Origin of the sequence: Pseudaminobacter salicylatoxidans (genome assembly GCF_003148475.1) — a bacterium.
Taxonomy (GTDB): domain Bacteria; phylum Pseudomonadota; class Alphaproteobacteria; order Rhizobiales; family Rhizobiaceae; genus Pseudaminobacter; species Pseudaminobacter salicylatoxidans.
This window is the reverse complement of the sequence record NZ_QGGG01000001.1, coordinates 465,067-491,832: the sequence shown is the minus strand read 5'-3', so window position 1 is coordinate 491,832 and position 26,766 is coordinate 465,067. Positions and strand designations below refer to the sequence as shown.

Sequence of the window (26,766 nt, the reverse complement as noted above, 5' to 3'; positions counted from 1 at the left end):
CATGAAGAAGCATGAAAACGTCGCCACCCTTCATTCCCGGCCGCGAAATACCAAGGCCGTTTCGCATCGCCTGACACGCCTGCGCGAAACGTCCAATGCCGGCACCTATCCTAGCCGCAGGAAAGCCGGCGGAGCTTCCGGAAATCGCAATGTCGCGCTCGATTGCGGCTGGGGCCGGCTGCTTTTCGCGCAGACATTCAGGGATAACGCCGCGCTGCTGGCGGAAATCCGCGAGGAAGCGCCTGCCAGCCGCGACATCGCCTTTTACGTGCGCGATCCTCATGTGCTGCTGGCCTCGGCGCCACAGGAGATCTTTCTCGATCCCTCGCACACATACCGGCTGGATCTCGCCACCTATCGGGGCAGCAATCGGCGCGCACGCGGCATCACCATTCGTCGTTTCGCTTCGGAGGCCGATGTCGAAGGCATCAATGCCGTCTATGGCGCTTGCGGGATGGTGCAGGTGCGGCCGGATTTCTTTTCGACCGAACGGGACAATCGCGCAGTTACCTATTTTATCGCGCAGGACGATGTCACCGGCCAGGTCGTCGGGACGGTAACGGGCATCGATCACCAGCGGCTGTTCGATGATCCTGAGCGTGGTGCCTCCCTCTGGTGCCTGGCGGTTCATCCGCAGGCACGCCAGCCGGGCATCGGCGAGCGGCTCGTGCGCAAGTTGGCCGAGCATTTCCAGGCGCGGGGTCTGAGCTATGTCGACCTGTCGGTGATGCATGACAACGACAAGGCGATCAAGCTCTATGAAAAGCTGGGCTTTCGCCGCGTCCCGCTTTTCGTGGTGAAGCGCAAGAACGCGATCAACGAGAAGTTCTTTGCCCTGCCGATCGAGTCCTACAGCGCGCTCAATCCTTATGCGAAGCTGATCGTCGACGAGGCCTTGCGGCGCGGCATCCAGGTGGAGATAACCGATGCGGCGGGCGGCTTCTTTCGCCTGTCGCATGGCGGCAGATCGATACATTGCCGCGAAAGCCTGTCCGAACTCACCTCCAGCATTGCGATGTCGATCTGCGACGACAAGGCGACGACACGCCGTTTCGTCTCGGAAGCCGGTCTCGTGGTCCCCGCGCAGATGGAAGCAGAAGCCGGGGAGTCCGAGATGGAGGCATTTCTCGCACGCCACCGCAAGCTGGTGGTCAAGCCGGCCCGTGGCGAGCAGGGTCGCGGCATCTCGGTCGGCATCACGACGATGAAAGACCTGAAAGCGGCAATCAGGCAGGCGCGCACCGTGTGCGAGCGCGTGCTTCTGGAAGCGTGTTTCGAGGGAGAAGACCTGCGGCTGGTGGTCATAGATCGAAAGCTGGTCGCCGCGGCGCTGCGGCGGCCGCCCCGTGTCGTCGGCGATGGCAAAAGCACGGTACGAAAGCTCATCGAGGTGCAATCGCGTCGTCGCGCCGCCGCGACCGGTGGGGAAAGCCGCATTCCGATCGACGCCGAGACCAGGCGTTGTCTCACCGAGCAGGAACTGGGCCTGGACACGGTGCTTGAGGACGGCCGCGAGATCGTGGTTCGCAGGGCTGCCAACCTGCACGCCGGCGGCACCATTCATGACGTCACCGCAAAGGTGCACCCGAAGCTGGTGGAGGCAGCCTGTCGCGCCGCCGAAGCGATCGACATCCCCGTAGTCGGCATCGACTTCATGGTGCGCGACCCCGAGCGGAAGGATTATGTGTTCATCGAGGCCAATGAGCGGCCGGGCCTTGCCAATCACGAACCGCAGCCGACAGCCGAACGTTTCGTCGATCTGCTGTTCCCCGGCACGCAGCCTTTCGGCGCGACCTCGTGACGGATACCTGTCTCTATCCCTGTTGCCTCATGGCCATTTGCGCGTAACGCCAGCCGAGTTCCGCCACCGGGCGGGCCAGCGCGCCGGCTTCGCGTGCGTGAGCGCTGGCGGCCGTGCCTTCCACCACGCGCTTCATGATGCCCTGACGTATCGCGGCGACACGGAACAGACAGAAAGCAAGATAGGCGTACCAGTCGCGGTTGCTCACACTCTCCTGGCCGCTGGCGACGAGGTATGCCGCGCGATAGGCAGGCTCATGTGGTATCCCCAGCGCCGCCAGATCGACATCGGCAAGCCCCCGGTAGGATCGCTGCGGAAAATGCCAGGTCAGCATGTGGTAGGCGAAATCCGCCATGGGATCGCCGAGCGTCGACAATTCCCAATCCACCACGGCCAGCACTTTTGCCTGAGTGGGGTGGAAGATCATGTTGTCGATGCGGAAATCGCCATGGATGAGCGAGGTGCGATGCTGGGCGGGTATGTTGTCGGGCAGCCAGGCGATCAGCCTGTCCATCGCCTCGATGATCTCGGTTTCCGAAGCGCGATATTGCTTCGTCCAGCGGGCGACCTGACGCGCCACGTAGTCGTTGGGCTTGCCGAAATCCTCCAGGCCAACCCTGGCGCAATCGATCCCGTGCAGGCCAGCGATCACACGGTTCATCTCGCCATAGATCGCAGCACGTTCGGCGGCCGTCATGCCGGGTAAGGAGGGGTCCCACAATGAGCGGCCCTCGACATAGTCCATGATGTAGAACATGGCGCCGACGATATCGGCGTCATCGCAAAGCAGCCGGGCGCGCGCCACCGGAACGCCTGAACCGTGCAGGGCGCAGATGACGCGGTATTCGCGGTCCACCGCATGAGCCGATGGCAGGAGCTTGCCGTCAGGCTTCTTGCGCAGCACCAGCTTGCGCTTGCCGTCGAAGGCAAGCACCATGGTCGGGTTGGACTGGCCGCCGCGAAAGCGCTCGACCGTCATTTCGCCCTGGCAGTCGGGCAGATGCTCGCGCAGATATCGCTGCAGTTTCTGCGGGTCCACGCGGCTGCCCGCCGGCAGCGGTTCTGTTCCGACAAAACGGCTCGCTTCCATCTGTCAGGTAGCCTCGGCGTATTTGGCGAGTTCCAGCCGGCCGATCTGGTTGCGGTGCACCTCGTCGGGGCCGTCGGCAAAGCGAATCTTGCGCGCATGGGCATAATAGTTGGCGAGCACGAAATCCTGCGAGACGCCCGCCGCGCCATGTGCCTGGATTGCCCAGTCGATCACCTTGCAGGCCATGTTGGGCGCGGCAACCTTGATCATGGCGATCTCGGCGCGCGCTTCCTTGTTGCCCACAGTATCCATCATATAGGCGGCTTTCAGCGTCAGAAGGCGCGCCTGGTCGATCAGGATGCGGGATTCGGCGATGCGCTCCAGCGTGACGGATTGTTCGCCGATGGGCCGCCCGAAGGCGACGCGCTTGCTGACACGCCGGCACATCAGCTCAAGGCAGCGTTCGGCTAGGCCGATCAGCCGCATGCAATGGTGGATGCGGCCGGGACCGAGACGGCCCTGCGCGATCTCGAAGCCGCGCCCTTCGCCGAGCAGGATGCTGGAAGCAGGTACACGCACATTCTCGAAACGGATTTCCATGTGGCCGTGCGGTGCATCGTCGTAACCGAAGACGGTCATCGGCCGGATGACCTCTATGCCCGGTGTCTTCAGGGGCACCAGGATCATGGATTGTTGTTTGTGTTTCGGTGCTTGCGGGTCGGTCTTGCCCATGAAGATGAGCAGTTCGCAGCGCGGATCGCCCACACCCGAGATCCACCATTTGTGGCCGTTGATCACATAGTCGTCGCCGTCGCGCACGATGGAACTTCGGATATTGGTGGCGTCGCTGGAAGCCACTTCCGGTTCCGTCATCGCAAAGGCGGAGCGGATCGTGCCGTCCAGCATGCCGGGAAGCCAGCGCGCCTTCTGCTCCTGCGTACCGTAGCGCTCGATGGTCTCGATGTTGCCGGTGTCGGGGGCGGCGCAGTTGAATATCTGCGGCGAGAAATGGGCGCGGCCCATCACCTCGCACAGCGGCGCGTACTCGACATTGGTGAGGCCCGCGCCATGCTCCGAATCCGGCAGGAACAGATTCCACAGACCGGCCGCTCGCGCCTTTTCCTTCAGCTCGTCGATGATCGGCGGATTGCCCCACCGGTCGGCGCAAACCTGCTCGTGGTAGAGCCGTTCATTCGGATAGACGTGGCTGTCCATGAACGCGTTGAGCCGCGCGAGAAGGTCCTTGGTCTTCTGATTGTATTCGAAATTCATCGCATTGACCGAAGATTGGGGGGGAAGGGGGCGATGCGCCCCCACGCTTGTCAGGCCGCGGCGCGAATGCCGGGCGGATTGCCCTTGAGCACCGTTGTACGCACTCCGTGCGGATCGAGGGTGCGAATGATCGCCAGTTGCTCCTCGGTGGGAGCTTCGGTGACCTTCATGCCGGCGGCGCGCAGCAGCGGGAAGCCGGTTGCTTCCTGCACCTGCTCGAACGTCACGCCGGGATGCAGAGACAGCACCTGGGCGGCATGATCGGGTCCGTTGAAGTCGAAGACGCACAGATCGGTGACGATCAGGCCAAGATCGGCAGCGGGCTTGACGCCTTCCGGCCAATTCTTCGGATTGAAGCCGACGCTTGCGACCACATCGACCTCACCTTCGACGAAGGTGCGCTTGTTGTGGTTGGGCAGGAACATCGAGTTCTTGTGGCAGATCGAGTTGCCCGGAAAGCCGCGAACGCCGAGCATCTGCACCTTCGGCTTCCTGAAATCCGGACCTAACGCGGAGATATTGGCCTGTCCGTAACGATCCACCTGGACGGGGGTCACCATGGCATGGCGCTGGCCTGACCAGACGCTGTCGAAGACACGGCTGTAGGGCATCCAGCCGCTGTATCTGGGCTTGAAATCGCCGCGCGGTCCAAGCGGTACGGGCGTTTCCACCAGAAAGGCCTCGCCGTCGGTGAGCTGAATTCCGGGAGCGAAGGTCATCTTGGCAAGGCCTGCCGCGATGCGAGGTACAGGGCCGATACCGGTGACGAACAACTCGCCGTCGCCCCGCCATGCTTCGGCGGCCGCCACGATGATCAGTTCGGCGAGAGTGAAATCCTTGGCAATGGTCATGTTGTTTCCGATCACATTGTTGGGAGGGGCAACTGGCGGATCTGGGCTTCGCCGCCAACGCTTGCGGCGTAGCTCTCCTCGCCTCCGGCGATATGCTTGTCGAAATAGGCTGCCCAGCCATTTTCCTCTGCGGCGGAGGCCACATAGGCCTTCAGATGCGGCAAATCCCATCCGTAGGAATAGTGCGAGGCCGTGGGATGTGCGCCCAGCGGTGCGTTGACCACGCCCTTGACGAGATAAGGCTCGACGAGGTTGGCCTTCATGTCTTCGGGGTTGTCGGAGGCGATGCTGTCGACCACCTCTTCCGCTGTGACGTAGACCTTGCCCGCGGCGCGCGCGAAGAGGTCATCGAAATAGGGATCGGGACCGAAGGTAAGCGTATTGCCGTTGCGGTCGGCCCGGCTGACGTGAAGCAAGGTCGCGTCGAGCTTGATCGCCGGCATTGCCACCAGAACTTCGCCGTCCTCATAGGGCGATCTGATGGTCTTGAGCTGAGGATTGTTGATCATGACGGCGGAGCCCAACCCGACCCGCGTCGGAATGAAGGGCACATTGTGCCCGGCCGCGCGCAGGCCGAGCAACAGATGACCTTCGTCGAGTTCGACGACATCGATGGCGCCGGCTTCGCGCGCCTTGCGGAAATACGGTTCGATCGGGATCACATCCATGGACACGAAGCCGTAGATCAGCTTCCTGACCTTGCCGGCAGCACACAGCATGCCGATTTCCGGCCCGCCATAGGCGACGATTGTGAGGTCCTTCAGATCGGAGCGCAGAATCTCGCGGACAAGCGCCATTGGCTTGCGGCGTGGTCCCCAGCCGCCCATCCCGATGGTCATGCCGTCGCGCAATTCCGCGACGACAGATTTAAGGGTCATTTCCTTTGTCATTGGCTCAGTATCCGTGTTGCAATTGAGGTATGGGAGGTGATTGCCTAGCCGTAGAAACCGCGATCCTCGGCTGCGAGCCGTTCGATCAGCCCGGCAGGCTTGAAATAGTCCTCGCCGACCAGCGCGCTGTAGCGGTCGAGGGCTTCCTTGATCCTGGGCAGGCCGATCTGGTCGGCATGGAACATCGGGCCACCGAGATGGGTCGGCCAGCCGAAGCCGTTGGTCCATATGACGTCGATGTCACCGGGGCGGGCAGCGGCCCCTTCCTCCAGGATCTTCGCCGCCTCGTTGATCATCGCATAAAGGCAGCGCTCCAATATCTCCTGATCCGTCACGTCGCGGTGGCTGAAACCGCGCGCCTGGCGATGTTGCGCCAGCAGTTCGTTGACCGCGGGATCGGGTTGCGGCTTGCGATCGTCACCATAGAGATAATAGCCGGCACCGCTCTTCTGGCCGAGGCGTCCGGCAGCGGCGAGTTTGTCGACGATGTCGCATTGCTGCTCACGGGGCGTCATCCGGGCAAATCTTGCGGCCCGTGCTGCGGCCATCACGTCCATGCCGGCGAGGTCCGCCAGCGCGAAGGGGCCTATGGGAAAGCCGAAACCTGATAGCACCTTGTCGACCTGCTGCGGGGTCGCGCCGTCTTCAAGCAGGAACTGGGCTTCGCGTGAGCGCTTGGAAAGCATGCGGTTGGCCACGAAGCCTTCCGAGCGCCCGACCATCACAGGAACCTTGCCGATCCGCTTGCCCAACGACGTGATGGTCGCCAGCACGTCGGGCGCAGTGCGGCTCGATCGTACATTCTCCAGGAGCTTCATGATGTTGGCGGGATTGAAGAAATGCATCCCCGCCACGTTCTCGGGGTTCGACACCGAATCCGCCAACGCTTCGATGTCCAGGAAGGAGGTGTTGGTGGCGACGATCGCCCGCTCGTTCAGGGCGGCGTCGAGTTTCGCAAAGACCGCCTTCTTGACCTCCAGGTCTTCCGTGACGGCTTCGATGACGAGATCGATGTCGCGCAGATCGTCGTAGCCTGTGGTTGTCGACAGCCGGCTCATGCGGCTTTCCACTTCATCAGGCGTGAGCGTGCCGCGCTTGACGTTGCCCTCATAGGTCTTGCGGATCGCGGCGACCGCCTTTGCGAGACTCTCTTCGGTTCTGCCGATCAGTGTCGTGGGAAGGTCGGCATTCAGCAGGCAGATCGCGATGCCGCGTCCCATGACACCGGGCCCCACCACAGCCACCTTGTTGATGTCACGCGGTTTGACGTCCGCCGGCACGCCGTCGATCTTCGCGGCCTCGCGCTCGGCGGCGAAGAGATGCCGGAGCGCCTTCGACTGGTTCGACCCGATAAGCTCTCTGCAGACGCGGTATTCCTCTTGCGCCGCCTCGCGGAACGGAGTGGAAGCCATCTTCTCGATCAGGTCCACGGCGATCTGAGGAGCCTGGCGGCCTTTGTATCTCTTCGCCAGTTCGGTGCGCTTCGTGGCAAGAAGGCCTGCATCGAAGGGCGGCACCGGCAGGTCGCTGGTCCTGCGCACCCTGGCGCCCTCGGCAATTACCGTCTGGGCGAAGGCGATGGCTTCGGCCTTGAGATCGCCCGATATGACGGTGTCCACGAGGCCCTTTTCACGCGCCTCCTGCGAACCGATCTGGCCGCCTTCGCTGATCATGGTCAGGGCATGCTCGACACCGATAAGGCGCGGCAGCCGCACCGTGCCGCCCGAGCCGGGCAGCAGTCCGAGCTTCACTTCGGGCAGGCCGAAGCGTGCGCTGTCAAGCGCGACGCGGTAACTGCAGGCAAGGCCTACCTCCAGCCCGCCGCCCAAAGCGGTGCCGTGGATGGCGGCGACGATGGGTTTGGCGCAGGCATCGAGCCGGTCGATGAGCGTGCCAAGGCGGGGCTCCTGAGGCGGCTTGTTGAACTCGCGAATATCGGCGCCGGCGATGAAGGTGCGCCCGGCGCACAGGATCACCATCGCCTTGCTGGCGTCGTCCTGCTCGAAGCGTTCGAGCGCATCCAGCAGCCCCGCGCGCACCGAATGCGACAGCGCGTTGACTGGCGGGTTGTCGATGACCGTAACCAGAACGGCTCCATGTCTTTCGACATGAACGGTTTGCTCGCTGACCTGGTTCATTGATTTGCTACCTTGCTAGAGACGGAAGAGGTGCTGCCGCCCATGTTGAGGACGACCTTGCCTTTGGCCGCGCGCTCCATGACCACGTCCAGCGCCTCAGCGAAGCGTTCCAGCGGATACGCGCCGGAGATGTGAGGCTTGAGCTGCCCCTGCGTGAACCAGGAGAACAGTTCGGCCATGTTGGCGGCCTGATGCTGTGGATTGGCGCGGGCGAAGCTGCCCCAGAACACACCGATCATCGAGCTCTGCTTGAGCAACAGCAGGTTGAGTGGAATGCTTGGGATGTCGCCGGCGGCAAAGCCGATCACCAGAAGCCTGCCGTTGACGGCCAGCGAGCGCACGGAGGGCTCGGTCAGTCGCCCGCCGACGGGATCGTAGACCACGTCGATGCCCCTGCCGCCGGTCAGTTCTTTCAGCCGTTGCCGCAGGTCGTCGGTCGTGTAGTTGATGGTTTCGTCCGCGCCATGGGCACGGCACAGTTCGAGCTTCTCCTCGGTCGACGCGGCCGCGATGACCTTTGCGCCCAACTGCTTGCCGATCTCGACCGCGGTCAGGCCGACGCCGCCGGCCGCACCGAGGACCAGAAGCGTTTCGCCCGGCTTTATGCCCGCCCGATCCTTGAGGGCGTGATGCGAGGTCGCATAAGTGATGAGGAAGCCTGCTGCTTCCTGGAAACTCATCGAGTCTGGAATTTCATAGACGCGTTCGGCCAGCGCCACGGCTTCCTCGGCGTAGCCGCCGGTGCCGTTGAATGCGAGAACGCGCATTCCCGGACGGATATTGGTCACATCCGCGCCCGTTTCGACCACGATGCCGGCAACCTCGCTGCCCGGCGTGAAGGGAAGTTCCGGCCTGGTCTGGTATTTGCCTTCGACCATCAGGCCATCGAAGAAATTCAGGCCGCAGGCCTCGACGCGGATCAACACCTGATCGCGCCCGATGCGGGGCGTGGCAATCTCTTCCAGCCGCAGATTGCCGCGTGGTTCGAATTCTCTGCAAAGCACTGCCTTCATCGTGTCGCCATTCCGGGTCCTGGCCATCCTTCGTGTGGCCGTGACTTCACAGATGCGTGAAGCGGAGGGCTTGAACATCGTCCAATGGGACTAGCGCGCCGGATGCCTGCCAACGGCTGCACGGGGAGGGCAAGGCGTTTTAGGAATGGTATTTTGGGATGATGTTGTGGTGTTGCGGCGCTCACCACGGGCCAGATGCCGGGGTGGACAGCGGCACGCTGGTTTTCTGATCCGATAGAGGCGGCCGTTAGTCTTTTCAGACGATGTTCGCTCGATACGCTTTGCTACCGATGATCCTGAATTGTCGCCTTTCCGGCGCTCCCCTTCCATTGCTTCGGGAGAAGTCCTTTGCGTGAAGCCGTTATTGTATCCGTAGCTCGAACCCCTGTCGGCAAAGCTTACCGCGGCGCGTTCAATGACACCGAAGCGCCGGCGCTTTCCGGCCATGTCGTTCGCGAGGCGGTCGCGCGTGCCGGTATCGATCCGGCCGAGGTCGAGGATGTCGTCATGGGCTGTTCGGCTCAACAGGGCACGCAAGGCTACAACATCGGCCGCCTGACCGCGGCGGCGGCTGGCCTGCCCGAAACGGTTCCGGGCATGTCGATCGACCGGATGTGCTCGTCTGGCCTGATGGCGATTGCCGTGGGCGCCAGGCAGATCATGGTTGACGGCATGGATGTCGTTGCAGCCGGCGGCGTGGAGTCGATCAGCCTGACGCAGAACAAGCACAAGAACGCCTATCGCAATCGCTCCGATGCCGTGCTGGAGCATTGGCCGCATATGTACATCACCATGATCGAAACCGCCGAGATCGTGGCGCGCAAACATGGCATCAGCCGCGAGGCGCAGGACGAGTTCGCGCTTGTCAGCCAACTGCGGACGGCGGCGGCGCACCAGGCTGGCCGCTTCGATGACGAGCTCGCGCCTATGCCCTCGCGCAAGATCATCATCGACAAGGCGACCAATGAGCAGCGCGCCGAGGATGTGCTGCTCACGCATGACGAGGGATTCCGGGCGGACACGACGCTTGAGGGCCTTGCCAAACTCAAGCCGGTCTTTGCGGACGGGGAAGTCATCAAGGTTGGCGACTATATTACCGCCGGCAACTCATCGCAGCTTTCCGACGGCGCGGCGGCTCTCGTACTCATGGACGCCAAGCGTGCCGAAAGGCTCGGGCTTGAACCGCTCGGTGCATATCGCGGCATGTCGGTGGCTGGATGTCCGCCCGAGGAAATGGGCATTGGCCCGATCTTCTCGGTTCCGAAACTGCTTGCGCAGCATGGCCTGAAAATCGACGACATCGGCCTTTGGGAACTCAACGAGGCGTTTGCCAGTCAGGCCGTCTATTGTCGTGATTTTCTCGGCATCGATCCCGACAAGCTCAACGTGAATGGCGGCGCGATTGCCGTGGGGCACCCCTTCGGAATGACCGGCGCGCGCACGGCGGGTCATCTCCTTTTCGAGGGGCGGCGGCGAAAGGTGAAATACGGTGTGGTCACCATGTGCGTTGGCGGCGGCATGGGTGCCGCCGGCCTGTTCGAGATTTTCCACTGATCAGGGAGAATGCCGCGCCTGTTGCGACTGTTGATGCACCGGGGTGAAAGCCTATGCGCCAAGCCGCCCCGAAGCACATCATGAACCGGTCCGGACATGCTCACCTCGTTCCGAGGTTTAAGTTCCTCGCCGCTGCGAATGCCGTCCTGGATCGAGAGCTTATTTGAGACTGCGTTCCAGCGCTTCGATCTGCTGGCGCATGCCTTCGATGGCCGTGCGGATTCCATGTTCGTCCAGCGGGCGGTTCTTGTGAACCACAAGCCCCTGCAGCGCGATGTCCGCGATGATTTCGGCGATTTCGTCGGGCGTGCGTGCCCCTGACGGCGAATACCAGCGCGATGTCCAGTTGGCCATGCCGATGACGGCGAAGGCCGCGATCTTCGGATCCGTGCGACGGAATTCGCCGGCTTCGATACCTTCGGAAATGCAGCGGACATAAAAGTCGTAGATGTCGCGTCGGCCGCGATTGTAGAGCGGACCGAGCTCATCCGGAATCTGTGCCTCGAGTCTGGCCAGGAGGATGAAACGCGATCCCGACGAAAGCCTGCGGCGGATGCCGTCGGTTATTGCCTGTCGCAGACGCTGGGTGGGCGTCAGTCCGGGTTGCTGGATCAGTTCCTGAAGCTGGTGCGAGGGGGCAAGTGCCTCCGATTCGACCAGCGCCGCAAGAATCTCTTCCTTGTTGCGGAAGTAGTGGTAGACCGCCGAGCGCCCGAGACCGATAGCGCGCGCGATGTCGTTTATGTTGGTCTGGACATATCCCTTGCTGTCGAAAAGCTGGGCCGCGATATCGATCAACTGCTCGCGAACGAGCTCCTTGCGCGGATTGCTGCCGAGACGGGCATCACCGGACCGGGCCGACCCGGTGCCATCCGCCTCGGAATTGCCGTTCGCCTCTTCCGGAAGTGTCAGAGATCGGTTCAAATCTTGTCCTTTCACGCTCGCTGCGCAAGCGGGTCGAATCCCAGTATACTGCAGATATTGTAAATCCACCGCTTTTCCGGCAATTACGGCTATTGCCCGCCCCTGCCAAAGAAGAAAAATTCGCCCACGGTTTGTGATCCGGCATCGTTCGTTTGCAGTATGCAGGGACGCGGGCATGAAGGACGCTCATGCCCCTTCGTCATGTTCAAGCGGTCTGATGACCGCTTCTTTCACCCAGGATCACCGCGCTGTTGAGAACCAGCCTTACAAGCTCGGTTTGTCTGGTGATGCCGCTTTTCGAGAAAATCGAACGAAGATGGGCGCGCGCCGTGTTGCGGCTGATATCCAGCGAAGTTGCCGCATCCTCAAGCGAGAGACCTGCCGTCAATCTTCTGGTCACGGCTGCCTCGGCTGGCGTCAGGTCGAATATCTGCCTGACGAACTCGCTCTCGACGTCCGGGGCAAGGTCGCAATCGCGTATGTAAATCGCTACGCTGGTGTTGCCGGATGTGGCGCCCATCGATACCGGCCGGATCATCACGCCAAGAGTACGCGCGCCGGAGTGTTTGGTCAGCGAAAGGCCGCGTGAGGGGCCGGCGTCGCCGTTGGGCATTCGTTGCGAGGCTGCCTTTATCGCCCCCTGGAGTTCCCGGTCTTCCATGCCGTTGACGGCGCGGATCTTGCCGCCTTGCAACTGCAGACCGTCGCGATCGGACAAAAACCTTCGGGCCACTGCCGAGGCATTGGCCACTCTTCCCGAGCAATCCACGATGGCGACGCCGACATTCAACTTGTCGAGCACGTCGGAGTAAAGCGCGCGCTCGACTTCCGAGCTGCCCATACGCCTGGCGAGTTCGATGCTTCGGGCGAGCTGGGATGTGATGATACCAGCCATCGCCGTCTCCTCCGCGTCGAATTTGCCGGTATCACGCGCCCGAAACAGCCACAGCACATAGGTTGCGGTCTCGTCGGCGCCTGTCTCTGTCAAAGAGATGGAATGATAGCTATCGCACAATGCGCTGAGGTCCGGACCACGTTCGGAAATGCAGGCAGCGATTTCGGGGTGGATGGAAAACAGAACTGTCGTTTCGATGTGCCGGCCGCGTTGTTCGAGCGCCGCTCCACAGGCTTCGAAATGATTACGGATAGTGCCGAGAATCTCTTCAAGAGGGACACCATCCCCGAATGATCTCGATAGCTGACTTATAAGATGACCAAGTTCCGTGATCGACCGGGAATGAAAGGTCATGCGCGATCCTCCCCTGAACGCAACAACGTTGGGCTGTGCAGTATCTGAAATGAAGTACGGGTTCTGGCAGCTAGGCGATTGGCAACTGGAACAGCCGGGCCGGGTAGTCGATGTTTCCTGGCCGCTCCAGAGACGTCACCATGGCTTCCTCCCTTGAAACCTTGAGTATTGGCACAATGTCATTAATTCAACGCACTGTCAAACTATTTGACAGTGCGTTGAAAATTGCGCGTGATGTCAAATTGGGATCCAGAGGGTCCGGACACCGGCTCAAATGAAGCCGGCGTTGAAGGGTATGCTTCGGTAAGGGGAGCTATCCGCGTCGGCTACGGCGTTGCCGACGGACCAGTGCCGTCCCGATATGGATTCGTAATGCTGGTCCAAACGCCGGCAGGATGTCATCTTTGCCTGTTGCATTCCTGCGCAAGCGGATCGATGCGCATCATCCGAACTCACGATCTCGGGCCCTGGTATGGGATAGCGCGCGACAGGTGGCGGTCAGGGCCGCCGGTCACTTTCTCCCGGTCAGCCGGAGTGCCTTGGCCTGTCCTGCATTGCGGGGCCGATCAGGTTCGGCGCGGGTCAGCGGTTTGCATTCGATCAGCGAGGCCAGCGAACGATCGGCGAGGCGCTGATATTCGCCGTCGCCATTGTTTCGCCAGCGGATGGATTCCTCATCGAGCTCACGCACGGGCTTTGCCGGGTTGCCGATGATCAGTTGGCGATCTCCCGTCACCATATCGTTCTTCACGAGGCTCATTGCCGCAACGAGGCAGTCCTCGCCGATGACCGCACCGTCGAGGATGACGGAATTCATTCCCACCAGCGCGTTGGTTCCGATCGTGCAGCCGTGAAGGATCGCGCCATGGCCGATGGTTGCTCCGCGTTGCACGATGCAATCCGACCCGGAGCCGGTATGGAGCGTGCAGTTGTCCTGGATACTGCTATCCCCTTCGATTGTAATCCGCCCGAAATCGCCGCGCAATGAAGCGCCGGGTCCGATGTAGCAGCGCGGCCCGATGGTGACGTCGCCGATCAGCACTGCGGTCGGATGCAGATAAGTCGTCGGATCAACGACCGGCACGATACCTTCAAAGGAATAGACCGGCATCCTCAAAGCCTTTCCATGATTGTGGCCTTGCCCGTTACCGGCTGCCACTCACTGCGTTCGACCTGCTTTCTGGCGACCGAAAGGGATTGGGGCGCCATCGACGATATAGGCTTCAGGCATCTGCGGCCGCGTGCGTGAATGTATGCTCCGGTCCGAGTTCGCCGTTCAGCACGCGCTCTGCAATGCGGCCGCGATGGAAAGCAGGGCCACCCCACCAGTTGGTCAGGGCGATGGCCCGTTTCAGGAAGAAGTGGACGTCCACCTCCCAGGAATATCCCATGGCGCCATGCACCTGTATCGCTGTGCGCGCGGCGACGTCGGCGGCCTCCGACGCGACGAGCTTGGCGTGGGAAATGCGCGCGCGCGAATAGCGGTCGGCATGGTCGATCGTCGCCGCGGCAGCATACAGGACCGGCCTGGCGAATTCGATCTTCACCTGCGCCGTGGCAAGCTGGTGCTTGACGGCCTGATAGGTGCCGATGGGCTTGCCGAACTGCTGGCGTTCCCTGGCATAGGCGACCGCCAGATCGACGCAGCGCTGGGCGATGCCGAGCAACTGCGCCGCCGTGAAAAGCGCGCCCCGGTCGAGCGCTGACGCCAGCTTTGCTGCGGCTTCGTCGTTTCCCGCAACTCGCGTTGCCTCGCTCAGCCCGCCTTCGGCCGTGAACAGTCGCCGGAACGGATCGATGCTGGGCTGCAAACTCAGATGCACGTCCCCTGGCGAGACGAGGTGCAGGGCACTGTCGCGCTCGATGAGCAGGGCGCCGGCCGTGTCGGCATCGGCAATGAAGGGATTGGCGGAATGCCCGAGTGCTACGGTGATTTCCCCGGCGAGTGCGCGTTCGACCACGAAGCGCGTCGTCCCGGTCTGCGTAAGCGAAGCAAGGAGCGGCAAGGCGATGCCGGCATTCTCGACCAGTGGCTCGGGAAGGCAGGCATAGCCGCAAGCTTCCGCGACCAGCACGAAATCGACCGGACGCAAACCAAGGCCGCCGATCTCCTCGCCGACAAGTGCGCCCGCCAGGCCCATCTCGCTGATCTTTTCCCAACGGTTCGCGTCGCGCGCATCGCCCGACTCCATGAGCCGGCGGAGATCGGCGGGCTGGCAGAGATCGGCAAGCAGGTCGCGCACCACGCCGGCTGTCATCTCCTGTTCTTCGGTGAAACGGAAATCCATGGTCTCACGCCCGCGGAAGGCCAAGCATGCGCTCGGCGATAATGTTGCGCTGTATCTCGTTCGAGCCGGCGTAGATCGGTCCCGCAAGCGAGAAGAAGTAGCCGTCCAGCCATCTGCCGATGTCGCCGGCTTCCGGCGCGCTGCGCAGCAATTCGGCGCGCGCGCCGAGGATGGACAAAGCCGCCTTATGCAGGGCTATGTCCATCTCGGACCAGAATATCTTGTTGGTGCTTGCCTCGGCGCCGATATGACCGCCGGCAGCCAGTCGCGACGCTGTGCTGTAGATCGAAAGCGCATAGGCCTCCGTATCCATCCAGCTCCGCAACACCGCCTCGCGCACCGAGGGCTCCACCTCGTGTTCGTGGGCCTTGTAGAGATCGACGAGCTTGCGCGCGGCAACCTGAAACCGTGCGGGCGAGCGCAGCATCAGGCCGCGTTCGAAGCCGGCCGTCGCCATGCAGATGGTCCAGCCTTCGCCCTCTCCGCCCAGCCGGTTGAAGGCGGGGACGCGGACGTCCTCGAGGAAGATCTCGGCGAAACCGGTTTCTCCGTCGATTTGCGCTATGGGCTGAACGCGAACGCCGGGAGCATCCAGCGGGAAGAAGACCAGCGAGAGCCCCTTGTGGCGCTGGGAGGCTGGATCGGTGCGGAAAAGGCCGAAGGCCCAGTCGGCGAACACCGCGCGCGAGGACCAGATCTTGTGGCCCTTCAGCACGTAGTCGTCTCCGTCGCGCACGGCGCTCGACTTGACTGCTGCAAGATCGCTGCCGGCCTGCGGCTCGGACCAGGCCTGCGCCCAGATCTCGTCGCCGGAGGCCATGGCCGTCAGGAAGCGCGCCTTTTGTTCCGGCGTGCCGTATTCCATCAATGTCGGCCCGAGCAGGAAGATGCCGTTTTGGTTGACGCGCAGCGGCGCACCGGCCCGATAATATTCCTCCTCGAAGATCAGCCACTGGATGAGGTCGAGGCCGCGCCCGCCATAGGTTTCGGGCCAGGTCACCATGCCCCAGCGCCCTTGGCTCAAGGTGCGCTCCCATTCGCGATGGGCTTCGAATCCTTCCCGTGACGCGTCGAAGGAGGGGAGGGGAAGGGAGGGAACATGCGCTTCCATCCATGAGCGGACCTCATGGCGGAAGCGTTTCTGGTCGGGGCTATAGGTCAAGTCCACGCGCGTGCGTCCCGTAGGTATATTCTTTTTGCTGGGGCAGGGGCGTCAGGAGACACCGGCCTGCTTCTTGTTTGCAGCGGCCATGCTTTTCGCGTCCTGGCCGCCCAGCCTGTCGCCGGTGGTCAGGTCGTTCTGCGCATGCGCGAAGTGGTGCATGTGATAGTGGGCGTCCATGGCCGTTCGTTTGCCGCGCAGATCCTCGACATGGTTGATCGCCTGCTTGCCGAGCCAGAGGCCCAGCCGGGGATAGGCTGCCAGCTTTTCTGCCATAGTGCGCCCTGCCTGTTCGAGGTCTTCGCGCGCGACCATTTGATTGACCATGCCGAACTGCTCGGCACGGCTCGCCGTCATGCGCTCGCCCAGCAGCAGGAATTCCTTGGCGATGCGCGGCGGAAGCTCGAAGGCGTGGGCGAAATATTCCACGCCCGGAATGCCCATGCGCACCACGGGGTCCTGGAAGAAGGCGTCTTCCGAAGCGATGATGAAATCGCAGACCCAGGCGAGCATCAGGCCTCCGGCGATGCAGGCGCCCTGCACCAGCGCGATCGTCGGTTTCGGTATGTCGCGCCAGCGCCGGCACATGCCGAGATAGACTTCGTGCTCGCGCGTGTAGAGCATTTCGGCCGCAGGCTTGTTCACATGGTCGGCCCACATCAGCCGCCGCTCGAAGCTCTTGTCGACGTCCCGGCCCGGCGAGCCGATGTCGTGCCCGGCCGAGAAGTGCTTGCCCGCGCCGCGAAGGATGATGACCTTGATCGCGTCGTCATCGACGGCGCGCCTGAAGGCGTCATCGAGCGCATAGGTCATCTGGGAGTTCTGGGCATTGTTGTAGGCGGGGCGGTTCATCGTGATCCAAGCGATTGCGCCATCGGCCCGATAGTCGACAGGTGTGTCGGTCTCGTAGGTGATTTCAGCCGTCCGCGGCTCGACCAGATCGCTCATTGCCCATCCTTTTGTCCTGCCGCCAATCTATGAAGGCATCCGAAGCGGGCAATCGTCCAAAGAGACTAGCGACCGGATGGCGTCGGCGAAAACCGGAAAACGGTTTTCGGAAAAGATCATGCTTAAGCAAACAGACAGGGCCTGATGACGGTTAGGGAGAATGTCATCAGGCTCCATGTTTGGAAGGATGCTTTCAGGTTCGGGACCCACCGCCGTGCGACGGTCCCGCTTGCCGGCCTACCTTCGCTCCGATGCGCGCGCGATCCAGAGCTGGATGGGAACCACGATCAGCAGCAAGGCCAGCACGAGCAGGGTCGAAAGCGCGGCGGCTCCCGGCAGGTCGGGCACGTCCCAGAGCGTCCACATGACGGTGGACATCACCATGTTCTTGTTCGTCATCAAGAGCAACGGGATCGTGAGGTCGCGCGCGCTGTGCGCCAGAACCCAGATCCAGCCATTGAGCAACTGGGGCCAGACGAGCGGCAGGACGATCCGCCTCAGCGTGGTCCACCAGCCCGCGCCGCAAACCATGGCGGCGTCCGACAGTTCCTTGTGCAACTGCACCAGCGCGCTGGACATGGTGCGCGTGGCGAAGGCCAGATAGATCGTGATGTGCCCGATGATGAGGATCATCACCGAGCCATAGAGAGGCGTGCGCAGATAGAGCAACAGAATGGCCATCGCCATGACGATCGGCGGGATCGCCATCGGAGAGAACGACATCACGTCGAGCGCGCGCGCCAGCCAGCCCTGTCCGCGCGTCGCCAGCCAGCTCACGACCGACGCCAGCGCCATGGTGGCGATGCTGCTGACAAAGACCAGTATGACCGTATTCAAGATCGCGGAGCGCACGGCGGTGCGGCCAAGCACCTCCCGGTAGGTATCGAGCGACATGCGGGTCAGAGCGTCGAAGGTCGGCAGTTCGTAGAAGCGCAGGAAGCTGGTCCAGAACAGCACCAGCAGCGGCATGACCATGAGAAATACAAGCACCGCTGAAAGTGCGAACGCCGGTACGGCCCAGGGGCCGAGATGCACGCGGCGCGGATGGAAGGCCTTTCCGGTAACGACCTTGTATTTTTCACCGGCCCCGATGACACGGAAATAAAGCAGCATGAGCAGGCAGGCGATCATCAGCAGGAGAATGCCGAAGGCAGCCGAAAGGCCGTAGTTCGGAACACCGACATCGGGGGTCGAGAGAAGGTAGATGCGCGTGCTGAGCACGGGAATGCGGGCGGTCAGCCCCACGATCAGCGGGAGTTCGAAGGCTTGCACGACCGCGATGAACACGTAGATCGCCACCGAGAGCAGGCCCGGCATCAGCAGCGGGATGACGATGCGTCGCGCGACCGCCCATCTGCCGCCGCCATGCACGAACCCGGCGGTCTCAAGCTGCGGGTCCATGTTGCGGAACAGGCCGCCGATCATCACGAAGGCGGTCGGCGTGACGCTGACGCCGGTGATGAAGATCAACGCCCACATGGAATAGATCGTCAGCGGGCCGGCTTCTCCGGTAAAGAAGCTCCATAGCGCGTTGAGAATGCCGTTGCCGGGGTTGATGAGCAGAATCCACCCGAAGCCGAGAATGACCGGCGGCACCGCCATCCAGGTGAACAGCGCGATCCGAATGAACGTTCGGCCCGGCATATCGGTACGCTCGACCAGCCAGGCGAGCCACGCGGCCATCACCAGGCCGATGATGATGCTGCCGAAGGCATAGACAGCCGTGTTCAGCAGAAGCGTCGGAAGCTCCGAACTTGCCAGGATCGTCCTGAAGTTATCGAAGGTGAATTCCCACCCGTCGAGCGGAAACGTGTCCGGCGGCGTCAAGGCCGTTCGCAACAGGATCAGGAGCGGTCCGAGGACAAGGCAGGCTATGACGAGAAGCGCGACGGACAGAGCCAGTCGCGATGGTCCCGATGAGGCTGCGCGCGGGCGGGGCCGGGCGGGCGAGGTGGTCTGGATGGCCATGTCGGTCAATCTGCCGGCACGATGACGCAACGATCGAACGGCACCGTCAGACGGATCGTCGAGCCGGGCGGCGTCTTGTCATAGGAATTGAAGACAGCGCAGAGCTGCGTGTCGCCAACGGCAATGGTCGCGTCGATGAAGTCGCCGAGAAATGTTTGCCCGGTCAGCGCACCCTCGAAGATATTTTCCTCGCCGCCGGCGGCGAACGCTGAAAACGCCTGCGGGCGGATAATGCAAAGGGCTTTTTCTCCCGCCTTCACCTCGGAATCCGCCGTGCTGCAGATTTCGCCGATCGGCGTTGCCACCCTGCGTAGGGTTTGTCCGCCCGAGCGTTCGATCGACGTCACCTTGCCGGTGATCGTGTTGCTGCGCCCGACAAAGTTTGCCACAAAAGCGTTTCGCGGGCTGAAATAGACGTCCGAAGGCGAACCGATCTGCATGATCTCGCCCTGGTTGATCACCGCGATGCGATCCGCCATGCCCATGGCTTCCACCTGATCGTGCGTCACGAAGATCGTCGTGATGCCGAGGGACTTGACGATCTGGCGCAGCTCCTCGCGCATCGTATCGCGCAGCCTTGCATCCAGATTGCTCAAGGGCTCGTCGAGAAGAAGCAGGCGTGGCTCGTGGACGATCGCACGGGCAATGGCGACGCGCTGCTGCTGCCCGCCGCTGAGATGCGGCGCGAGCCGATCGGCGAAGCTCTCGAGCTTGACGCGTGCGAGCGCCGCCATGACGCGCTTGCGCACTTCTTCGCGGGGCTTGCGGTCGCGGCCGTGCACCAGCGGAAACGCCACATTGTCGAAGACGGTCATATGCGGCCAGATCGCATAGGACTGAAACACCATGCCCAGCATGCGCTGGCTGGCGGTAAGAAAGACCGAATTCGCCGCATCGAATACGGGTCGATCTCCGATCCGGATGGTGCCGGAATCGGGCGTCTCCAGACCCGCGATCGACTGCAGGATCGTGGTCTTGCCGCAGCCACTGGGCCCCAGCAAGGCAAAGAAATCCCCCCGTGCAACTTCGAAGCTCACGCCACGAAGCGCACGCACGGGATGGCTGCCCTTGCGGGCAGCATAGGTCTTTTCGATATGCTCTATTGCTAACATCAAATTCTACGTCAAAGGAAAGGTCGAGCCAGCAACGGAGCATCCGCCCGGCAGGTGGAGGCTATCAGTTGCCGGCGGTAAGCAGCTTCGTCAGTTGGTCGCGCAACTGATCCTGGGCTGCGATCTCCTCGAGGGATGTCGGGGTTGCCAGCTTCGCGCCGGCCTTTTCCGCCTCCGCCACGAGCTTCGCGATCTCGGAGTCCTTGTCGGCAAGCCGCGGCATCGCCTCGAACTGTTCCGCGACCTTCGAGCCCTCGGTGGTGAGCCATGCGGTGAACAGGCGGGCCGCATTCGGATGCGGGGCGTTCTCCGGTACGTAGATGTAGCCCTGATAGACCATGACGTAATCCGAGAAGAGCTTGAAATCGACCGGCTGCCCTTTCTTCTTCGCGGCGACCGCACCATGATAGGTGATAATGCCAAGCGGCGCCTGACCGACGGAGACAGCCTGCATCACCACCGGGCTGCCGCGCTGCAGGATCGGCTTGTTCTCGACGAGCTTTTTTGCGTAGTCGAGCATCTCGTCCTGACCGATCACATAGGCGATCGTCGGCAGCGGATTGAGGAAGAAGGCGTTGAGGGCGATCTTGCTGTTCCACTTGGGGTCGAGCAGGTCGGCGGTCGTCGAAGGCACTTCTTCGGTCTTGATCAGGCCGGTGTTCCATCCGAGGCCGTAAACGGCGTCAAGCAGATTGAACGTAGCGCCGCGCAGGTCGGGAATGACTTCATCGACAGCCTCTGCGATGCCAGGAAGTTCCTTGCCGAACACATCCGCCCACGGATATTCCTTGACCAGCCCGCGGCTGCGCAATGCCTCGACATCTTCCGCGCTTCCCAGCCCGATCAGGTCGACGGAACCCGTGCCGCCGCCTGCCTCGGCGATGACGCGGGCATTCGTCTGCGGCGCGCCCTGCGGCGTCCACTCGATCCTGATCGAGGTGCCGAAGCGCTCGTTGAATGCTTTTTCCAGCGCGGCGTGAGTTTCGGGCGAGCTCGGATTGGTCACCCGCACGACCACGCTTCCCTCAGCCTTTGCCTTCTCCAGAACCGTGTCGAAGTCGGCGGCATTTGCCGGCACGGCAGGGGCCGCCACGGCACAAAAAATTCCAATGGTTGCTGCGAAACCCAGTTTCACCAGACTCTCCTCCACAAGTCGCGACCGTTTGGTCGCCGGCGCCTAGTAGGGCATCAATTGAAGACAATGCCATAGTCCGAACGGACGTATTTGGATGACATATGTCCGAAACCGTCGGCCGATGCCAAAATCAGCAGTTGAGAGCCAGTCCCGGATGCGGCCAGTCCAGCGCCACCAGACGTCCGCTGTTGGCAAGGGTCACAAAGGCGGTCGCCTGGTTCGATCCGCCGAAGCAGATGTTCGTGGAGTACATGTCGGGAAGGGGAACGTGGTCGATATTCTTGCCGTCCGGCGAAATGACGGTTACGCCACCCTTGATCAGGGTTGCAACGCAGATATTGCCGGCGCTGTCCACCGCGAGGGAGTCGAACCACTGGTATCCGGGCAACCCGGCGACGAGCGTTCCACCGTGCGGCGATGGCCAGGGCTTGCGCACGATCTCGCCCGGTGCGGAAAGCTCGAATGCCCACAGGCGGGCGGTGTGGGTCTCCGCCACATAGAGCGTCTGCTGGTCAGGCGAGAGGCCGATGCCGTTCGGCACGAGCATGGGAAAGATCACCTCGCGGCATTCCGAGCCGTCCGCCCTTGCGTAGCAGACACTGCCGCGATCGGCATCGCGCGGTCGCGTCTTGCCGGAGTCGGTGAACCAGAAGCCACCATGGCGATCAAAAACGATATCGTTGGGACTGCGCAGATTTCCCTTGTCGCTGGTCTCGTAGAGCACTTCGACGTTACCGGTCTCCAGATCGACGCGATCGATACTGCCGGTTCTGTAACCGGGATCCTGGCCCATCGGCCGCAACCCGTATTCATCCGTGTGGAAGAGCACACCGCCATTGTTACAGATGTAGCATTTGCCGTCCGGGCCGATGGCGCCTCCGTTCGGGCCGCCGTCGAGCTTTGCAACCCTGGTTATCCTCCCATCCGTGCCTACACGCGCCAGGGCGCGGGCCTGCATCTCCACGACCAGGCAAGAGCCGTCCGGCAGCGCGATCGGCCCTTCGGGGAAACCCAGTCCGCTGGCGACTTCGCGAAACTCCGTGGGATAATGCGTCATGCTTTCGTTACCTTGTCTCGGCCGTGGGTCTGTTCAGCATCGGATGCAAGCGTCCTCCAGCGATCGAGGATCGCTTCGTAAGGCGTGGCGTCATGCGCCGCGGTGATCGCTTCCAGCATCGGGGCTGCGGTTCCGCTCGCCTGTGCAAGCGCGATTGCGTGACGCAGATCCTTGCGCGTCACGTCGACGACCGCCTTTGAGGCGGCCAGATCGGTACTGTTCCACGCAAAGAGCTTCTTGCGGGCTTCCCAATCGCGGGTCCCTGCATTGCGGCCCGAGCTCTGCTCCATCACATCCACCAGCCTCGGCAGGTCCAGATTAAGCGCCCCGGCGATCCGCATGGCTTCGGAGAAGAGGAACAGGTTCGTCACGCCGACGAGATTGTTCAGTATCTTCATGGTCTCGCCGCTGCCGAGCGCGCCGCAGTGGAAGATCGAGGACGCGAGATCATCCAGAAGCGGCCTCGCTTCGTTGAACAGGTTTTCGTCGCCTCCGACCATGATGGACAGTTCGCCGTCACGCGCCTTGATCGAGCCGCCCGAGACGGGGGCGTCGATCACGCGTGCCCCCGACGGAGCCAGTTGCTCGGCCACCGAGTGCACCGTTTCGGGCAGAACGGTGCTCATGACCAGAACAAGCGGACCGGCAGGGTGGTCAAGTGCCGGGGCGAGTGTGGCTGCCGCCATGCGCAACTGCTCGTCGTTCGCCACCATGAAGATGATGGTCGGGCATGATGCGCAATCGGTTGCCGTGTCGGTCACCGCACATCCGAGACCCGCGAAATGGGCCCGCACCCCGGGCGCGGGATCGCAGATCAACAGTTTTCGTCCGCGCTCCAGCAAACGTTCAGCCATGGGTGCGCCGATGCTGCCGGCGCCTATGAAAGCGATGTCGGGGGAGGGAATGGATGACAAGGTGCTCACCGCCTTATACCGAGAGATGTCGTTGCTTGATGTCCGGCCGCGCATCGAAATCCTCCCAGGAGCCTTGGTAGACAAGGCGGCCGCTTTCGATGACATACACGGCGGAGGTGCAGCGGCGGGCGAACCGAATATTCTGTTCGCTGAGCAGGAGCCCGGTGCCGAGCGCGTCGCAAAGGGCGGTGAGCGAAACCGCCATCTGATCCACGATCACGGGAGCGAGACCTTCGGTCGGCTCATCGAGCAGCAGGACTTTCGGACGCGCCGCCATGCCGCGCGCGACTGCTACCATCTGTTGCTGCCCGCCGCTCAGCTGGCTGCCGTAGCGCCCGACGAGGGGCTTCAGTATCGGGAAAGCCGCGAGGATCGTTTCGGGGTCGACGAGGCCTTGAGGGCCGGCCGCCGCCTCCACGAGGCGAATGTTGTCCATGACGGATATGTGCGGGAAAATCCGCCGATCTTCCGGCACCAGTGCCAGGCCCAGCCGCGCGCGCCGGAAGGATGGCAGCGTGCCCAGATCGCTTCCATCGAGCAGGACTTCTCCTCTGGCGCGGGGGCCGGCGTTCATCACGCTTTTCAGGAGTGTCGACTTTCCCGCCCCGTTGCGTCCGAGCACCGAAATGCGCGCCCCTTTCGCCACCCTGAGGCTGATGCCGTGAAGCACATGGCTGTCGCCGTAAAAGGCGTCGAGGGAGCGGACCTCAAGCATGATCGGCCTCTTCGCCGAGATAGATTTCGCGAACGGCCGTATTGGCCCGGATCTCTTCCATGCTTCCTGTCGCGACGGTCTCGCCATAGTTCATTACCATGACCCTGTCGGAGAGGTCGGAAACCACATCCATGTCGTGTTCGGTGAGCATGATGGTCAGCCCTTCCTCATCGCGCAGCCGCTTGATGACGTTGACGATGTCGTGACGGTCGGATGGCGACATGCCGGCGGTCGGCTCGTCCATCATCAGCACGCGGGGTTTCAGGGCCAGGGTCATGCCCATTTCGAGGCGTTTGCGGTCGCCATGCGACAGGAAGGAAGCCGACAGGCCGAGCTTGTCGGCCATGGCGATGCGCCGGGCGAGCACCCTGGCTTCGTCAACCACGTCCGGAGCCGGACCCAGCCGCCACCAGGAGGGTTTGACGCCCTGGTTTCGCTGCCTGGCTTCTATGGCGATGATCAGATTTTCCAGAACCGTATTGCCGGCGAGGATGCGGGCGACCTGAAATGTCCGGCCGAACCCGCGGGTGACGCGGGCGCTGGCTGACACATTGGTGATGTCCTCTCCCTCCAGACGGATGCTGCCGGAGTTTGCCCGGCTTTCGCCCGTGATCACTTTGAACAAGGTGGTCTTGCCGGCTCCGTTCGGGCCGATGATCGCAAAGGTTTCTCCTTTTCCGATCGTCAGCGAAATGCCCTTGAGGACCTTGATCGCGCCATAGTTCTTGTAGATTTCTCGGCATTCGATCATGGGTGCGCGCCTTCCCTTGCATCGTCGGGGGAGCCGGCTTGCGGACGCTTCGCACGAAAGATGCCGAGTTGCTTGCCGATGCCGAGTATGCCACCGGGTGCGCCGAGCACCACGACGAGCACGATGAGGCCGCTGATCACCTCGGATAGTCCGGCCAGTGTCCGCGTGGCATAGCCCAGCGTGGAAAACGCCACCGACCCTACGACAGGCCCCCAGAAGAAGCCGGAGCCGCCGAGAAGCGTATTCAGCATGGGTTGCGTGGAATGCAGATAGCTGACCGTATCGGGAGTGACGATCTGCGCCCATGGCGCATGCAGGGCGCCTGCGAGCGCCGCGACGGCTCCTGAGATCGCAAATGCCGTCAGGCGCACGCGCTGGACGTTTATGCCGAGAAATTCGGCGCGGACGGGGTCCTGCCGTGTCGACACCATCATTCGACCGAAGCGGCTGACGGTCAGTGCCCGAAGCAGGAGCGCAACCGTCGCGCAGGCGACGCACAGGAACCAGAAATAGGCGCGCTCCGAGGACAGATCGACACTGAACAAACCGAACTCGAGCGTGGGGCGAGGAATGCCGGAAAGACCATCGTCGCTGCCCAGCGTCTTGCTGTAGTTGATGATGCGCCTCAGGATTTCTCCCAGCGAGAGCGTCAGGATGCCAAGCGCGATGCCGCTGGTTCTGCGCAGCGCCACCAGTCCGACGATCATGGCAGACAGGACGCCGAGCGCCGTTGCCCCGGCCAGCAACAGAGGAAAGGACACGCCGTAGTCGCGCAACAGAAAGCCGACGAAATAGGCACCGATGCCGAAGAAGGCCGCGTGGCCGAATGTTGCCAGCCCGACATAGCCAAACAGGAAATTCCAGGACAGCGCGAGCAGCGCTTCCACCATCGCAAAACCCGCAATGAAGAGGAAACCTTCATTGACGTATATCGGCATGCTTGCCACCAGAACTGCGACGAGAGCGATAATGCACGCGATCTGCGGTGACAGGCGAACCGGCATAGCCGAGGGAATGCTCGTCGGATCCGGGGCCTTTTCGGTGTGACCGGCGGTGTCCGCCCCCGGTTGCCAGAACAAGCCCTGTGGTCGCCAGAGCAGGAAGGTTACGAGAAGGAAGTAGATGAGCAGCCCGGGCAATTCCGGCATGATGAGAAAGTTCACGCCATCGACCAGGCCGAGCATCACCGAAGCGATGAATGCGCCCCTGATGTTGCCCAGCCCGCCGATGATGACCACCATGAAGGATTGGAGCAGGTAGGACTCGAAGAGGAGCGGCGAGACGCTCTGGTTGGGAAGCAACATGCCGCCGGCCATGCCCGCGAGGAAAAACGCCGCCATCACGACGAGCGCATAGACCAGAGGCGTGTTGATGCCGGCGAGATTGGACATCCATTCATCGTGGGCGATGGCGCGGACAACCTTGCCGATCCGTGACCGGTGAATGAGGATTTCGAGCGCCAGGAACGTCGCGATGCCCATGCCGATGATGAACAACGAATATGTCGGCACCAGAACCGGACCCAGGAAGATGGCGCCGGCAAGGGCGTCGGGGGCGCTGATCGAATGGTAGTTGACGCCCCAGACGAGCTTGACGAGACCGTTGCATATCATCAGCATTGCGAAGGTTGCGATGAGCGAGTAGGCCTCGTCCACATGCCGCAACCTGCGGAACACGCCGAAGTTGATACACAGTCCGGCTACGGCGAGAACGCCCCCCGCAACCAGCCCGCCGACAAGTAGCCACGAAATCGATCCGGGCTCTATGCCAACAACGGTAAAGGCGATGTACGCTCCCACCATGAAGATGCTGCCGTGGGAGATATTCAGGATGCGCAGCATTCCGAATATCAGCGTTATGCCGGCGGCAACCAGAAAAATCGCCATGCCGACGGCAAGCGCGTTGAAAAGTGCAAAGCCGATTTGCATTGCGAAGGGCTCCTCCCACCCGCTGAGACCTCAATCGTGCATGTCTGTCGATGTGCGTCATAGTCC

23 protein-coding genes are annotated in these 26,766 nt (G+C 62.3%); 3 read left to right on the top strand and 20 right to left on the bottom strand.

The genetic code is table 11. The features are described from left to right. Position 1 precedes the first annotated feature (1 nt). A complete protein-coding gene (ngg, locus tag C7441_RS02180) occupies positions 2-1,801 on the top strand; it encodes an N-acetylglutaminylglutamine synthetase (protein WP_109611507.1) in 1,800 nt (599 codons plus the stop codon). Positions 1,802-1,814: 13 nt separating this feature from the next. Here the strand turns inward: ngg and C7441_RS02175 are convergent, their stop codons facing one another. From C7441_RS02175 to C7441_RS02150, 6 genes are read right to left on the bottom strand one after another with little or no spacing between them, the layout of a single operon-like run. Then, a complete protein-coding gene (locus C7441_RS02175; protein WP_109611506.1) occupies positions 1,815-2,891 on the bottom strand; it encodes a phosphotransferase family protein in 1,077 nt (358 codons plus the stop codon). A gap of 3 nt (positions 2,892-2,894) precedes the next feature. Further along, positions 2,895-4,103 carry an acyl-CoA dehydrogenase family protein gene (locus tag C7441_RS02170; protein WP_109611505.1) on the bottom strand — a complete coding sequence of 403 codons (1,209 nt, stop codon included), beginning with the start codon at positions 4,101-4,103 and terminating at the stop codon, positions 2,895-2,897. 50 nt (positions 4,104-4,153) lie between these two features. Continuing rightward, the gene (locus tag C7441_RS02165; protein WP_109611614.1) at positions 4,154-4,954 is read right to left on the bottom strand and encodes a CoA-transferase subunit beta; all 801 of its coding nucleotides are present in this window, start codon (positions 4,952-4,954) and stop codon (positions 4,154-4,156) included. 11 nt (positions 4,955-4,965) lie between these two features. After that, the gene (locus C7441_RS02160; RefSeq protein WP_109611504.1) at positions 4,966-5,844 is read right to left on the bottom strand and encodes a CoA transferase subunit A; all 879 of its coding nucleotides are present in this window, start codon (positions 5,842-5,844) and stop codon (positions 4,966-4,968) included. Positions 5,845-5,888: 44 nt separating this feature from the next. Next, the gene (locus C7441_RS02155) at positions 5,889-7,982 is read right to left on the bottom strand and encodes a 3-hydroxyacyl-CoA dehydrogenase NAD-binding domain-containing protein (RefSeq protein ID WP_109611503.1); all 2,094 of its coding nucleotides are present in this window, start codon (positions 7,980-7,982) and stop codon (positions 5,889-5,891) included. After that, positions 7,979-8,995 carry an NADPH:quinone oxidoreductase family protein gene (locus C7441_RS02150; RefSeq protein WP_109611502.1) on the bottom strand — a complete coding sequence of 339 codons (1,017 nt, stop codon included), beginning with the start codon at positions 8,993-8,995 and terminating at the stop codon, positions 7,979-7,981. The genes C7441_RS02155 and C7441_RS02150 overlap by 4 nt, the downstream gene beginning before the upstream one ends. Positions 8,996-9,343: 348 nt before the next feature. Here C7441_RS02150 and C7441_RS02145 point away from each other — a divergent pair, with 348 nt between their 5' ends. Beyond that, entirely contained in the window at positions 9,344-10,549 is a 1,206-nt protein-coding gene (locus C7441_RS02145) for an acetyl-CoA C-acyltransferase (RefSeq protein ID WP_109611501.1), read from the top strand. 159 nt (positions 10,550-10,708) lie between these two features. On the opposite strand, the gene C7441_RS02140 is transcribed toward C7441_RS02145, so the two are convergent. Together C7441_RS02140 and C7441_RS02135 are read right to left on the bottom strand one after the other, a co-directional pair. Beyond that, positions 10,709-11,473 carry a TetR/AcrR family transcriptional regulator gene (locus C7441_RS02140; RefSeq protein ID WP_019172588.1) on the bottom strand — a complete coding sequence of 255 codons (765 nt, stop codon included), beginning with the start codon at positions 11,471-11,473 and terminating at the stop codon, positions 10,709-10,711. Between the two features lie 205 nt (positions 11,474-11,678). Beyond that, entirely contained in the window at positions 11,679-12,368 is a 690-nt protein-coding gene (locus tag C7441_RS02135) for a helix-turn-helix transcriptional regulator (RefSeq protein WP_244916034.1), read from the bottom strand. A gap of 102 nt (positions 12,369-12,470) precedes the next feature. Between C7441_RS02135 and C7441_RS23920 the strand changes: the two genes are divergently transcribed. Further along, the gene (locus C7441_RS23920) at positions 12,471-12,662 is read left to right on the top strand and encodes a hypothetical protein (RefSeq protein ID WP_170124956.1); all 192 of its coding nucleotides are present in this window, start codon (positions 12,471-12,473) and stop codon (positions 12,660-12,662) included. Positions 12,663-13,233: 571 nt separating this feature from the next. Here C7441_RS23920 and C7441_RS02130 read toward each other — a convergent pair. From C7441_RS02130 to C7441_RS02075, 12 genes are all read right to left on the bottom strand, one after another. Next, the gene (locus tag C7441_RS02130) at positions 13,234-13,833 is read right to left on the bottom strand and encodes a gamma carbonic anhydrase family protein (protein ID WP_109611498.1); all 600 of its coding nucleotides are present in this window, start codon (positions 13,831-13,833) and stop codon (positions 13,234-13,236) included. Positions 13,834-13,945: 112 nt separating this feature from the next. Beyond that, a complete protein-coding gene (locus C7441_RS02125) occupies positions 13,946-15,010 on the bottom strand; it encodes an acyl-CoA dehydrogenase family protein (RefSeq protein ID WP_109611613.1) in 1,065 nt (354 codons plus the stop codon). A 4-nt stretch (positions 15,011-15,014) separates the two neighbouring features. After that, on the bottom strand, positions 15,015-16,178 hold the full coding sequence (locus tag C7441_RS02120; RefSeq protein ID WP_109611497.1) for an acyl-CoA dehydrogenase family protein: 1,164 nt from the start codon (positions 16,176-16,178) through the stop codon (positions 15,015-15,017). Between the two features lie 45 nt (positions 16,179-16,223). After that, positions 16,224-17,120 carry an enoyl-CoA hydratase gene (locus C7441_RS02115; protein ID WP_109611496.1) on the bottom strand — a complete coding sequence of 299 codons (897 nt, stop codon included), beginning with the start codon at positions 17,118-17,120 and terminating at the stop codon, positions 16,224-16,226. A 237-nt stretch (positions 17,121-17,357) separates the two neighbouring features. After that, entirely contained in the window at positions 17,358-19,088 is a 1,731-nt protein-coding gene (locus C7441_RS02110; RefSeq protein ID WP_146201426.1) for an ABC transporter permease, read from the bottom strand. 5 nt (positions 19,089-19,093) lie between these two features. Further along, a complete protein-coding gene (locus C7441_RS02105) occupies positions 19,094-20,200 on the bottom strand; it encodes an ABC transporter ATP-binding protein (protein ID WP_109611494.1) in 1,107 nt (368 codons plus the stop codon). Between the two features lie 64 nt (positions 20,201-20,264). Continuing rightward, positions 20,265-21,293 carry an ABC transporter substrate-binding protein gene (locus C7441_RS02100; protein WP_170124978.1) on the bottom strand — a complete coding sequence of 343 codons (1,029 nt, stop codon included), beginning with the start codon at positions 21,291-21,293 and terminating at the stop codon, positions 20,265-20,267. Between the two features lie 172 nt (positions 21,294-21,465). Next, positions 21,466-22,392: an SMP-30/gluconolactonase/LRE family protein gene (locus C7441_RS02095; protein WP_109611492.1), complete on the bottom strand. Its 927-nt coding sequence runs from the start codon at positions 22,390-22,392 to the stop codon at positions 21,466-21,468. Next, complete coding sequence (locus C7441_RS02090; protein WP_280523552.1) at positions 22,389-23,360, bottom strand: NAD(P)-dependent oxidoreductase; 972 nt, start codon at positions 23,358-23,360, stop codon at positions 22,389-22,391. The genes C7441_RS02095 and C7441_RS02090 overlap by 4 nt, the downstream gene beginning before the upstream one ends. Then, positions 23,320-24,021, bottom strand: a complete 702-nt coding sequence (locus C7441_RS02085; RefSeq protein WP_109611490.1) for an ABC transporter ATP-binding protein — start codon at positions 24,019-24,021, stop codon at positions 23,320-23,322. The genes C7441_RS02090 and C7441_RS02085 overlap by 41 nt, the downstream gene beginning before the upstream one ends. Next, on the bottom strand, positions 24,014-24,772 hold the full coding sequence (locus tag C7441_RS02080; protein WP_109611489.1) for an ABC transporter ATP-binding protein: 759 nt from the start codon (positions 24,770-24,772) through the stop codon (positions 24,014-24,016). The genes C7441_RS02085 and C7441_RS02080 overlap by 8 nt, the downstream gene beginning before the upstream one ends. Beyond that, on the bottom strand, positions 24,769-26,700 hold the full coding sequence (locus C7441_RS02075) for an ABC transporter permease (RefSeq protein ID WP_109611488.1): 1,932 nt from the start codon (positions 26,698-26,700) through the stop codon (positions 24,769-24,771). Before C7441_RS02075 ends, C7441_RS02080 begins: the two co-directional genes overlap by 4 nt. Between the last annotated feature and the right edge of the window lie 66 nt (positions 26,701-26,766).

Bases quoted from the DNA above. Each gene is read 5' to 3' on its own strand.
- ngg (WP_109611507.1), top strand. From the start codon at position 2: ATGAAGAAGCATGAAAACGTCGCCACCCTTCATTCCCGGCCGCGAAAT.
- C7441_RS02175 (WP_109611506.1), bottom strand. From the start codon at position 2,891: ATGGAAGCGAGCCGTTTTGTCGGAACAGAACCGCTGCCGGCGGGCAGC.
- C7441_RS02170 (WP_109611505.1), bottom strand. From the start codon at position 4,103: ATGAATTTCGAATACAATCAGAAGACCAAGGACCTTCTCGCGCGGCTC.
- C7441_RS02165 (WP_109611614.1), bottom strand. From the start codon at position 4,954: ATGACCATTGCCAAGGATTTCACTCTCGCCGAACTGATCATCGTGGCG.
- C7441_RS02160 (WP_109611504.1), bottom strand. From the start codon at position 5,844: ATGACAAAGGAAATGACCCTTAAATCTGTCGTCGCGGAATTGCGCGAC.
- C7441_RS02155 (WP_109611503.1), bottom strand. From the start codon at position 7,982: ATGAACCAGGTCAGCGAGCAAACCGTTCATGTCGAAAGACATGGAGCC.
- C7441_RS02150 (WP_109611502.1), bottom strand. From the start codon at position 8,995: ATGAAGGCAGTGCTTTGCAGAGAATTCGAACCACGCGGCAATCTGCGG.
- C7441_RS02135 (WP_244916034.1), bottom strand. From the start codon at position 12,368: ATGGCTGGTATCATCACATCCCAGCTCGCCCGAAGCATCGAACTCGCC.
- C7441_RS23920 (WP_170124956.1), top strand. From the start codon at position 12,471: ATGATAGCTATCGCACAATGCGCTGAGGTCCGGACCACGTTCGGAAAT.
- C7441_RS02130 (WP_109611498.1), bottom strand. From the start codon at position 13,833: ATGCCGGTCTATTCCTTTGAAGGTATCGTGCCGGTCGTTGATCCGACG.
- C7441_RS02125 (WP_109611613.1), bottom strand. From the start codon at position 15,010: ATGGATTTCCGTTTCACCGAAGAACAGGAGATGACAGCCGGCGTGGTG.
- C7441_RS02115 (WP_109611496.1), bottom strand. From the start codon at position 17,120: ATGAGCGATCTGGTCGAGCCGCGGACGGCTGAAATCACCTACGAGACC.
- C7441_RS02110 (WP_146201426.1), bottom strand. From the start codon at position 19,088: ATGGCCATCCAGACCACCTCGCCCGCCCGGCCCCGCCCGCGCGCAGCC.
- C7441_RS02105 (WP_109611494.1), bottom strand. From the start codon at position 20,200: ATGTTAGCAATAGAGCATATCGAAAAGACCTATGCTGCCCGCAAGGGC.
- C7441_RS02095 (WP_109611492.1), bottom strand. From the start codon at position 22,392: ATGACGCATTATCCCACGGAGTTTCGCGAAGTCGCCAGCGGACTGGGT.
- C7441_RS02090 (WP_280523552.1), bottom strand. From the start codon at position 23,360: ATGCGCGGCCGGACATCAAGCAACGACATCTCTCGGTATAAGGCGGTG.
- C7441_RS02085 (WP_109611490.1), bottom strand. From the start codon at position 24,021: ATGCTTGAGGTCCGCTCCCTCGACGCCTTTTACGGCGACAGCCATGTG.
- C7441_RS02080 (WP_109611489.1), bottom strand. From the start codon at position 24,772: ATGATCGAATGCCGAGAAATCTACAAGAACTATGGCGCGATCAAGGTC.
- C7441_RS02075 (WP_109611488.1), bottom strand. From the start codon at position 26,700: ATGCAAATCGGCTTTGCACTTTTCAACGCGCTTGCCGTCGGCATGGCG.